Here is a 622-nt window from a genome sequence, read left to right as displayed (position 1 = left end):
CCGCCAGCTGCGCGCGCAACTCATCCAGAATCGGATCCATGAACGCGGTATGGGAAGCCACCTCCATATTGACCCGCCGCGCAAACCGCTCCCGCGCCGACACCGCCGCAATCACCGCATCCACATCCGCCGGCAACCCAGCCACCACCGTCTGCCGCGGCGACAAATACCCCGCCACCGCCACCTGCGGATACCCCGCCAACAACTCACGTGTCGCATCGGCGTCCAACTCCAACAACGCCACCGCACCCTGACCGGCTTGCCGCGACATCAAAGCCGACCGCGCCGCAATCACCTGCACACCCTGCTCGGCGGTCAGCGCCCCGGCCACCACCGCCGCCGACACCTCCCCCATCGAATGCCCGATCACCGCAGCCGGGACCACCCCATAGGACCGCCACAACGCCGCCAACGCCAACTGCAACCCCATGATCACCGGCTGCACCTGAGCATCACCGGAGATCTCCGCGCCCTGGGCAATCACCTCCCGCAGCGAAAAACCCACCTCACGGACAAACACCGGCTCCAACTCATCAATCGCCGCAGCAAACACCGGCTCATCCGCCAACAACCGCCGACCCATCCCCGCCCAATGCGAACCCTGACCGGAGAACACGAACAC

General features: G+C 66.2%; 1 protein-coding gene. It reads right to left on the bottom strand.

Annotation, left to right across the window (positions count from 1 at the left end):
• A partial coding sequence (locus tag AC5Y4Q_RS21630; protein ID WP_499960167.1) for an acyltransferase domain-containing protein occupies positions 1 to 622 on the bottom strand: 622 nt, incomplete at both ends.

The sequence above is a fragment of the Mycobacterium sp. NGS16 genome, from assembly GCF_059813225.1.
This window is presented reverse-complemented; position numbering and strand designations above follow the sequence as displayed.